Raw genomic sequence first — 8829 nt, 5'->3', positions numbered from 1 at the left:
CGGCGCGGCGCTGCCCCGGCACCTGCCCGGCTGGAGCTACGCGCCGCCGCCCGGCGGGCTCTCGCTGTGGGTGTCCACCGACGGCCTGTCCGGCGCGGCGCTCGCGCTCGCCGGGGAGCGCGGCGGGGTCCGGATCGCCTCCGGCAACCGCTTCGGCGCGGACGGCGCGTTCGAGCACCACATCCGGATCCCGCTCACCGTGCCCGCGCCCGCCGTGCCCGCCGCCGTCGAACGGCTCGCCGCCCTCGCCGCACAGGCGGGCAGCGGCGGCCGGTTCGGCACGGCGGACGACAGCCAGCCGCTCGCCGTCTGACGATCCGTCAGATCACCCGGATCAGCAGGGCTTGTTCGAGCGCCCGCGCCAACCCGTCACCGGGAGCGCGAACTTGGCCACCAGCCGGTCGGTGAACGGCGCCCGGTGCAGCCGCGCCAGCCGCACCGGCGTCTGCCCCCGGCGCACCTCCACCCGTGCGCCGGCGGGCAGTTCGACCGAACGCCGCCCGTCGCACCAGAGCACGCCGTGCGGGGTCTTCGGCTGCACCTCGACCGCCAGCACCGAGTCCGGGGAGGTCACCAGCGGGCGCGCGAACAGCGCGTGCGCGGAGATCGGCACCATCAGCAGCGCCTCCACCTCCGGCCACACCACCGGCCCGCCGCCCGAGAACGCGTACGCCGTCGAGCCCGTCGGCGTCGCGCACACCACCCCGTCGCAGCCGAAGTTGGAGACCGGCCGGCCGTCCACCTCGGTCACCACCTCCAGCATCCGCTCCCGGGACGCCTTCTCGATCGAGGCCTCGTTCAACGCCCAGTCCTGGTGCACCACGTCGCCGTTGGTGCGGACGATGACGTCGATCGTCATCCGCTCCTCGACCTCGTAATCGGCCTTCACCACGCGCTCGACCACGACCGCGAGGTCGTCCCGCTCGGCCTCCGCGAGGAAGCCCACCCGGCCCAGGTTGATCCCGAGCATCGGCAGCCCGTGCTCGCGCGCCAGCTCCGCCCCGCGCAGGAGCGTGCCGTCCCCGCCCGCGACGAGGATCAGCTCGCAGCCGTCCGCCGCACCCGGACCCCCGGCGACCTTCTCGACCCCGTCCGGCAGGTCGAGACCCACCGCCTCGGCCGCCAGCAGCCTGATCCGGACGCCCGCCTTCAGCAGCCCGTGCACCAGGCCCTCGACGCTGCGCAGCGCCGCCTCCCGGCCGGTGTGCGCGATCAGGAAGACCGTACGTTCTTCATCGCTCATGCCGCTGCCCTCTCCCTCACGCCTGCCGGGTCGCCCTTGGCCCGGTGCGGTCGCGTCACACAGCAATCACACAGCATGACGGACCCGACGTCCCCCAAGCACCCTATCGGGGGCCCTCCGCGACGGCCCGGTCCGCCTCCGCCGGGTCCAGCTGCGGGGCGTCCCGGCGCATCCACAGGAAGTACTCGACGTTCCCGGACGGCCCCGGCAGGGGGCTCGCGGTGACCGCCTGCACGCCCAGCCCGAGCTCCCACGCCTGCGCCGCGACCTGGCGCACCATCTCGGCGCGCAGCTGCGGGCTGCGCACCACGCCGCCGCTGCCCAGGCGCTCCTTGCCGATCTCGAACTGCGGCTTGACCATCAGCACGAGGTCCGCGTCCTCGGCCGCGCACCCGGCCAGGGCTGGCAGCACCAGGCCCAGCGAGATGAACGACAGGTCGCCGACCACCAGGTCGACCGGGGTGCCGCCGATCATCTCCAGGGTCAGCTCGCGGACGTTGGTGCGGTCCATCACCGTCACCCGCTCGTCGCTCTGCAGCGACCACGCGAGCTGCCCGTAGCCGACGTCCACCGCCAGCACACCGGCCGCGCCGGCCCGCAGCAGCACGTCGGTGAACCCGCCGGTGGACGCGCCCGCGTCCAGCGCCCGGCGGCCCTCGACCACCAGCCCCTGCGGCACGAACGCCGCGAACGCCCCGGCCAGCTTGTGACCGCCGCGCGACACATAGTCGGGGTCGTTGTCGTCCTTGGCGACGACGACCGCCGCCGAGGTCTCCACCTGGGTGGCCGGCTTGGTCGCGGTGGTACCGCCGACGGTCACCCGGCCCGCCGCGATCAGCTCGGACGCGTGCTCGCGCGACCGGGCCAGCTTGCGGCGGACCAGCTCCGCGTCGAGACGGCGTCGTGCCACTGCCACTGGTGTTTCAGCTCCTACGGGTCGTGCGGATCGGTCGTGCGGGCGGTTCGGGTCAGTCCTGGTCGAGCGCGGCCAGCGCGTCGGCGAACTGCTGGTGAACATCTTCGTACACCGCGACGTGCGCCTCGGCGGGCACCCCGTCCAGCGCCTCCAGCCGGGCCAGGCCGGCGTCCACGGCGGGGTGGCCGGTCGGGGTCAGGTCGACGCCGAGCGGCTCGGGGGCGGAGGTGGTTCCGGGGGTGGGGGCGTCAGGCATCGGGATTCTTCGTGCTGGTGGCCTTGCGGACGGTGGTCTTCTTCGTCGCGGTGCGCTTGGCGGGCGCGTCCGCGGCGGACGTCTTCTTGGCGGCGCCCTTGACGGCACCCTTGGCGGTGGCCGTCTTCTTGACGGCGGTCTTCTTCACCGGCGTCTTCGCGGCCGTGCTCTTGGCCGCAGTCTTCTTCGCCGCCGTGCTCTTGGCCGCGGCCTTCTCCGCTGCCGCCTTCGCGGTGGGCTCCGCAGCGGACGCGGGCTTCTTCGCCGGTGGCTTCCGGGCCGCCGACACCGCCGGCGCGACCGGCGGATCGACCTCGACCGGCTCGTCCACCTCCACCCGCTCCGCCGCTATCGGCTCGCCGACCACCCGCGCCGGCGGCTCGTCCCGCTGCTCCCAGCCGTGGCCGAACAGGCCGTCCGCACGCGGCGCGGGCACGGGCTCCTCCGCCCGCTCGTCCGCCGTGGACCGCGCCGCCGAGACGGCGTCCTCCTCGACCTCGCGCAGCTTGCTCTCCAGGTACGCCAGCACCACGCCGACCTTGGTCACCTGGTCGCCGACCTTCTCGAAGGCCTTCTCCACCTCACCCCGCGCCATCCCGACGGCCATGTCCACCCCGGCCCGTCCGGCGGTGACCGCCTCCTCCGCGAGGGTCTGCAGCTGCTTCGCCGACGGCGGGAACTGCCCGCCCAGCCGCCGCTCGACCTCGGCGACGTCGACCCCGGTCCGTTCCAGGATCGCGGCGGCCGTCCCGACGACCCGCTTGCCGACCTCCTCCACCACCACGGCCGCGGCCTCCACCACTCCCCGCACCGTCCTCGGCAGCATCCGGGTGCCTCCTTAGCGCCTGCGCGCATCGCTCCGTCGCCGTCGGGCCCCCGGCCGTTACCGGGCGCCCCACTGACGACGCTACCGCCAAAACCCGCCTGCGGTACCGTGGCCCCGCGCCGACCGCCTCCGTCGGCCACCGGAACCCGGGACGCCCAGGGAGGGGACCCACCGCCATGGCCAACGCCGAGGAGTGCCGCGAGGCACTGGAACAGCTCAGCCGGAACATGACGAAGTCCACCGGCGACGTCCGCAAGGCCGCGGCCCTCGACCGCTCGCTCTCCTGCCGGATCACCGACCTCGACCTGACCTTCACCGGACGGCTCCGCGACGGCAGCATCCAGGACGTCGTCTCGGCCCCCGGCGCCCCCGCCGCGAAGGCGGAGATCCGGCTGACCATGGCCAGCGACGACCTGGTCGCCCTCGTCGGCGGCGGGCTCAACTTCGCCTCCGCGTGGGCGAGCGGCCGGGTCAAGCTGGAGGCGGGCTTCCGCGACCTCCTGCGGCTGCGCACCCTGCTCTGACCCGGCGGCCGCCCGGCGCTCAGAAGCCGAGCTCGGCGAGCGCCTTCCGCCCGTCGGCCGGCTCACCGTCCGCGTCCAGCGCCGCCCAGGCCGCCGCGCACAGCGCCCGCAGGCCGTCCCAGCGGTCCGCCCCGGCACCGTCCAGCCGCAGCACGCCGCCCTCGGCGCGCGCCGTCCAGCCGCGGCAGGCGAACCCGCCGTCCGCCGCCTCCACCGCCGGATGCGGCTCCAGCAGGCCACGCAGGTCCGCCGAGAGGTACGTCGGACGGTGCTCGACCGGCGCCGCGAGCAGCTGCGCCGCCGTCGTCACCCCGGTGAAGACCAGCAGGCTGTCCACCCCGCCGTTGAACGCGCCCTCGATGTCCGTGTCCAGCCGGTCGCCCACGACCAGCGGCCGCTCCGCGCCCGTCCGCAGCACCGTCTCGCGGTGCATCGGCGGCAGCGGCTTGCCCGCGACCTCCGGCTCGACCCCGGTCGCCGCGCGCACGGCCGCCACCAGCGTCCCGTTGCCGGGCGCGATGCCCCGGGCCGTCGGCACGGTCAGGTCGGTGTTGGACGCCACCCACGGCAGCCCGCGCTGCACCGCGTACGAGGCCTCCGCCAGCTGCGCCCAGCCGACCGAAGGGTCGTAGCCCTGGACCACCGCGAGCGGCTCCTCGTCGAGCGTGCGGACCGCCACCAGCCCGCGCTCGGCCAGCGCCTCCTCCAGCCCGAGACCGCCCACGACCAGCACCTTCGACCCGGCCGGCACCTTCTCGGCGACGAGCCGGGCGGCGGCCTGCGCCGAGTTGATCACGTCGGCGGGCTCGGCCGGCACGCCCAGCTCGGTCAGGTGACCGGCCACCACCCGGGGCGGCCGGGAGGCGTTGTTGGTCACGTACGCGAGGCGCATCCCGGCCGTGCGGGCGGCGTCCAGCGCGTCCACGGCGTGCTCGATCGCGTGCGGACCGGCGTAGACCACGCCGTCGAGGTCCAGCAGGGCCGTGTCGTACGCCTCGGTGAGCGGGCGCTCGCTGCTCCCGGGGGCGGTCCGTCGCACGGGGGTGGCCGTCTCGGTCATGCCTGCTCTACCTCATTCACTGCGTCGTCTGCTGCATCGTTCACTGCGGTGGTCGCGCCGCCCCGCACCCGCCGGTCACGCGTCGTCGTCGACGCCGCCGGTGCCGCCCGCGGTCCGGTCGGACCCGCCGGGCCCGCCGGGCCCGCCGGGCCCGCCGGCCGGAGGCTCCAGGTACCCCGGCGCGCCGGGCAAGAGCGGGCCGAACGCCCCGGCACGGGCCGCCAGGGTGGCCCGGGTCTGCCGCAACGCCGCCCGGTAGTGCTCGGTCTCCGGCCGCATCGCCACGGCCAGCGCCAGGTGCTCGGCGGACGTCTCGAAGTCGCCCAGCCGGGCCGCCGCGACGCCCCACCCGAACTGAGCGTAGTCGTCGGAGGGATCCGCCAGTGCGACGGCCTGGAAGTTCTCCAGCGCCGCCGCGTACGAACCCGCGTCGAACTGCGCCCGCGCCAGCGTCTCCCGGATGCTCCGCGAGTGCGGCTCGGCCGCCGCCGCCCGCGCCAGCAGCTGCTCGGCCGCCGCCGGGTGCCCCTCGGCCAGCAGCTTCCCGCCCCGGCGGAACCACTCGTACACGTCCCCGGCGGGCTCGCCCGGCCGCTGCGCCGGCACGCCACCCGCCCCGGGGCCGCCGCCGTCGGTGCCGCCGTCCCGTCCGCCCGGCTCGACCGGAGCGCCGTCGTCCACCTGGTTCCACCCGTCGTTCATGCCGTACCTCGCCCTCGTTCGCCCCTCGGTCGCCCACCCGTCCCACTGATCGGCACAGGTGTTCCGATCTCTCAACAACGCGTACCCGGTTACGATGCCCAGAATGAGCACCTCCAGTGCAGAAGACGGAGCCGAGACTCCGCAGGGCGGCCCCGGCGATCCCGGGCACGTCGCCACCGCAGGTCTGTCCCTGTCCCCGTTCCGGGGCCTGCGCTACGTCCCCGACCGGGTCGGCGCGCTCGCCGCGGTCACCTCACCCCCGTACGACGTCGTCGACCCCGGCCGCCGGCTCGACCTGGAGACCGCCGACCCGCACAACGTGGTCCGGCTGATCCTGCCGCGCCCCGAGCCCGAGGACAGCGGCGACCGCCCCGACCGCGACACCCGCTACCGGCACGCCGCCCGGCTGCTGCGCGACTGGCAGCGCGAGGGCGTCCTCGCCGCCGACCCCGAGCCCGCGCTCTACGTCTACGAGCAGCGCGTGCCCGCCACCGCCGACTCCCCCGAGCTGCTGCAGCGCGGCCTGATCGGCGCCCTCGCGGTCAGCGGCAGCGAGGCCGGCGTGGTGCTCCCGCACGAGGACGTGATGCCGCGGCCGGTCGCCGACCGGGTCGGCCTCATGCGCACCACCCGCGCCAACCTCGAACCGCTCCTGCTCACCTACCGGGGCAAGGGCGGCGCGGCCGACGTCATCGAGCGCACCGTCCGCGACGAACCGCTGCTCACCACCGCCACCAGCGACGGCACCCACCACCGCCTCTGGGCCGTCACCGCACCCGACGACATCGCCGAGATCGGCCGCGACCTCGCCCGCTGCCGGGCCCTGATCGCCGACGGCCACCACCGCTGGGAGATGTACCTGCGCCTCCAGCGCGAGCACCGCCACCTCCCGCGCAGCCCGTGGGACCGCGGCCTGGTGCTCCTCGTCGACACCGCCCGCTACCCGCTGCGCGTACGGGCCATCCACCGGGTGCTGTACCGGCTGCCGGTGGGCGAGGCGCTGGAGCGGCTGGGCGACCAGTGGAAGGTCAAGGAGATCCCAGGCCCGCTCGCCTCCGCCCTCCAGGCGCTCGCCGAGCAGAAACGACACGGCGGCAACGGCTTCGTCCTCACCGGCGGCGACGGGTCCTTCTGGCTCGTCGGCGAGCCCGAGGAGGCCCTGCTCGACGCGACCGTGCCGCACGACCGCCCCGAGGAGTGGCGCCACCTCGACGCGACCGTCCTGCACACCACCCTGCTCGACCACACCTGGCACGTCCCCGACGGCCCGGACGACATCGGCTACCTGCACACCGCCGCCGCCGCCGAACGGGAGGCCGCCCGCACCGGCGGCACCGCCGTCCTGCTGCACCCGGTGCGCGAGAGCGTCGTGCGGCGGCTCGCCGAGCAGGGCGTCACGATGCCGCGCAAGTCCACCTCGTTCGGGCCGAAGCCGGCCACCGGGCTGGTGCTGCGCAACCTCGAACTGGGCTGAGGCGCCCGGGCGCTGGACGCAGTGAGGCCCTGCCGCACTCCGGATCTCCCGGGGTGCGGCAGGGCCTCACTCGTTGGGTCGTGCGTCAGCTCTTGGCGTCGGCGTCGGCCTCGGTCTCGGCCTTCTCCTCGGCCTTGGCCTCGGCCTTCTCCTCGGCCTTGGCCTCGGTCTTCTCCTCGGCCTTGGCGTCAGCCTTGGCGTCGGTGGAACGCTCGGGCACCACGCCGTCGAAGTCCTCGTCGATCTCGAGGTCGTCCTCGTCGTAGTACTCCTCGACGTCCTCCTCGTCCTCGAAGATCACGCGGTCGTCGGAGACGTCGCCGCCACGCTTCTTCGCCGGGGCCTCGGCCTCGTCGGCCTCGTCCTCCAGCTCGGGGTCGAGCGCGTCCACGAACTCCACGCCGTCGATCTCGGCCAGGCGCTCGGAGGCGTTGGTCGAACCGTCGGTGTCGGCCTCGACCGCCTTGACGAACCACTCACGGGCCTCGTCGCCCCGGCCGGCCGCGATCAGGGCCTCGGCGTAGGCGTACCGCAGCCGCGCCGTCCACGCGTGCACGGCGCTGGAGGCCAGCTCCGGGCTCTGCAGTGTCACCACGGCGGCGTCGAACTGCTCCATGTCGGTGCGCGCACCGGCCGCGACCAGGCGCATCTCGACCTGGCCGGCCTTGTCCAGCTGCTTCACCTCGGGCTCGCCGGCCATCGCCAGCGCCCGCTCCGGACGGCCCAGACCGCGCTCGCAGTCGGCCATCACCGGCCACAGGTCCGCACGGCCGGTCATCCGACGGGCGGCGCGGAACTCGGTGAGCGCCTCGGAATAACGCTGCGTCATGTACGAGGCGAAGCCGGCGGCCTCGCGGACGGCCGCGACGCGCGAGGCCAGGCGGAGCGCGACGCGCGAGTACTGGTACGCCTCCTCCGGCTCGCCGTCGAGCAGACGGGCGACCATCACCAGGTTGCGGGCGACGTCGTCGGCGAGCGTCTTGGGCAGGCTCTTGAGCTCCTGGCGCACGTCCGCGTCCAGCTCGAAGCCGGTGACGTCCTCCGGGATCGGCAGGCGCTTGACGGGCTCGTAGTTGCCACGGCGGTCGTCGTAGTCCCGGCCACCGCGGTCGTCGCGGCGGTCGTCACGGCGGCCCTCGAAGCGGCCACCACGGTCGTCACGGCGGTAGCCGCCACCACCCTGGCGGTCACCACGGTCGTCGCGACGGAAGCCGCCACGGTCGCCGCGGTCACCACGGTCGTCACGGCGGAAGCCACCACGGTCGTCACGGTCGTCACGACGGAAACCGCCGGAGGGGCGATCGTCGCGACGGAAGCCACCGCGGTCGTCACGGTCACGGTTGAAGCCGCCCGAGGGACGGTCATCGCGGCGGAAGCCACCGCCGGAGGGGCGGTCGTCACGGCGGAAGCCGCCACGGTCGTCACGGTCACGGTTGAAGCCACCGGACGGGCGGTCGTCGCGACGCGGACGCTCGTCACGGTCATCCCGACGGAAACCACCCGAGGGGCGATCGTCACGACGGAAACCGCCACCGGCCGGGCGGTCGTCGCGACGGAAGCCACCGCGGTCGTCACGGTCACGGTTGAAGCCACCGGAGGGACGGTCATCGCGACGGAAGCCACCACCCTGGCGGTCGTCACGGTCACGGTTGAAGCCGCCCGAGGGACGGTCGTCACGACGGAAACCGCCACCGGAGGGGCGGTCGTCACGGCGGAAGCCACCACCGGAGGGACGGTCGTCGCGACGCGGACGCTCGTCACGGTCATCCCGACGGAAACCACCCGAGGGGCGATCGTCACGACGGAAACCGCCACCGGCCGGGCGGTC

General features: G+C 74.8%; 9 protein-coding genes and 2 pseudogenes. 3 read left to right on the top strand and 8 right to left on the bottom strand.

The annotated features are described in order from the left end of the window. A pseudogene (locus tag AB0O00_RS22720) lies at nucleotides 1-313 on the top strand (PLP-dependent aminotransferase family protein); the annotation flags it as partial. A gap of 21 nt (nucleotides 314-334) precedes the next feature. On the opposite strand, the gene AB0O00_RS22715 reads toward AB0O00_RS22720, so the two are convergent. The 4 genes from AB0O00_RS22715 to AB0O00_RS22700 all read right to left on the bottom strand — a co-directional run bounded on the left by AB0O00_RS22715 (nucleotide 335) and on the right by AB0O00_RS22700 (nucleotide 3241). Next, nucleotides 335-1243, bottom strand: a complete 909-nt coding sequence (locus AB0O00_RS22715; protein ID WP_363654518.1) for an NAD kinase — start codon at nucleotides 1241-1243, stop codon at nucleotides 335-337. Between the two features lie 103 nt (nucleotides 1244-1346). Next, complete coding sequence (locus AB0O00_RS22710; RefSeq protein ID WP_363654522.1) at nucleotides 1347-2153, bottom strand: TlyA family RNA methyltransferase; 807 nt, start codon at nucleotides 2151-2153, stop codon at nucleotides 1347-1349. A 58-nt stretch (nucleotides 2154-2211) separates the two neighbouring features. Further along, nucleotides 2212-2415 (bottom strand): hypothetical protein, encoded by a 204-nt coding sequence (locus AB0O00_RS22705; protein ID WP_363654516.1) that lies wholly within the window; start codon nucleotides 2413-2415, stop codon nucleotides 2212-2214. Continuing rightward, nucleotides 2408-3241: a hypothetical protein gene (locus tag AB0O00_RS22700; RefSeq protein WP_363654514.1), complete on the bottom strand. Its 834-nt coding sequence runs from the start codon at nucleotides 3239-3241 to the stop codon at nucleotides 2408-2410. Before AB0O00_RS22700 ends, AB0O00_RS22705 begins: the two co-directional genes overlap by 8 nt. Nucleotides 3242-3417: 176 nt before the next feature. Here AB0O00_RS22700 and AB0O00_RS22695 point away from each other — a divergent pair, with 176 nt between their 5' ends. After that, nucleotides 3418-3765: an alkyl sulfatase C-terminal domain-containing protein gene (locus AB0O00_RS22695; RefSeq protein WP_363654513.1), complete on the top strand. Its 348-nt coding sequence runs from the start codon at nucleotides 3418-3420 to the stop codon at nucleotides 3763-3765. A gap of 19 nt (nucleotides 3766-3784) precedes the next feature. Here AB0O00_RS22695 and AB0O00_RS22690 read toward each other — a convergent pair whose 3' ends face one another. Next, nucleotides 3785-4825 (bottom strand): HAD-IIA family hydrolase, encoded by a 1041-nt coding sequence (locus tag AB0O00_RS22690; RefSeq protein WP_363654511.1) that lies wholly within the window; start codon nucleotides 4823-4825, stop codon nucleotides 3785-3787. Nucleotides 4826-4900: 75 nt separating this feature from the next. Beyond that, nucleotides 4901-5527 carry a tetratricopeptide repeat protein gene (locus tag AB0O00_RS22685; protein ID WP_363654509.1) on the bottom strand — a complete coding sequence of 209 codons (627 nt, stop codon included), beginning with the start codon at nucleotides 5525-5527 and terminating at the stop codon, nucleotides 4901-4903. Nucleotides 5528-5630: 103 nt separating this feature from the next. Between AB0O00_RS22685 and AB0O00_RS22680 the strand changes: the two genes are divergently transcribed. Beyond that, nucleotides 5631-7001, top strand: a complete 1371-nt coding sequence (locus AB0O00_RS22680) for a DUF1015 domain-containing protein (RefSeq protein ID WP_363654507.1) — start codon at nucleotides 5631-5633, stop codon at nucleotides 6999-7001. An 85-nt stretch (nucleotides 7002-7086) separates the two neighbouring features. Here the strand turns inward: AB0O00_RS22680 and AB0O00_RS22675 are convergent, their stop codons facing one another. Continuing rightward, complete coding sequence (locus AB0O00_RS22675; RefSeq protein WP_363654520.1) at nucleotides 7087-8055, bottom strand: hypothetical protein; 969 nt, start codon at nucleotides 8053-8055, stop codon at nucleotides 7087-7089. 141 nt (nucleotides 8056-8196) lie between these two features. Further along, a pseudogene (locus tag AB0O00_RS22670) lies at nucleotides 8197-8829 on the bottom strand (RNA helicase); the annotation flags it as partial.

It is taken from the genome of Kitasatospora sp. NPDC093558, from assembly GCF_040683475.1.
Classification (GTDB): domain Bacteria; phylum Actinomycetota; class Actinomycetes; order Streptomycetales; family Streptomycetaceae; genus Kitasatospora.
Note: the sequence above shows the minus strand (reverse complement) of the source record. Positions and strands in the feature narration are given on the sequence as shown.

Bases quoted from the DNA above. Each gene is read 5' to 3' on its own strand.
- AB0O00_RS22685 (WP_363654509.1), bottom strand. From the start codon at position 5,527: ATGAACGACGGGTGGAACCAGGTGGACGACGGCGCTCCGGTCGAGCCG.
- AB0O00_RS22705 (WP_363654516.1), bottom strand. From the start codon at position 2,415: ATGCCTGACGCCCCCACCCCCGGAACCACCTCCGCCCCCGAGCCGCTC.
- AB0O00_RS22700 (WP_363654514.1), bottom strand. From the start codon at position 3,241: ATGCTGCCGAGGACGGTGCGGGGAGTGGTGGAGGCCGCGGCCGTGGTG.
- AB0O00_RS22680 (WP_363654507.1), top strand. From the start codon at position 5,631: ATGAGCACCTCCAGTGCAGAAGACGGAGCCGAGACTCCGCAGGGCGGC.
- AB0O00_RS22690 (WP_363654511.1), bottom strand. From the start codon at position 4,825: ATGACCGAGACGGCCACCCCCGTGCGACGGACCGCCCCCGGGAGCAGC.
- AB0O00_RS22715 (WP_363654518.1), bottom strand. From the start codon at position 1,243: ATGAGCGATGAAGAACGTACGGTCTTCCTGATCGCGCACACCGGCCGG.
- AB0O00_RS22695 (WP_363654513.1), top strand. From the start codon at position 3,418: ATGGCCAACGCCGAGGAGTGCCGCGAGGCACTGGAACAGCTCAGCCGG.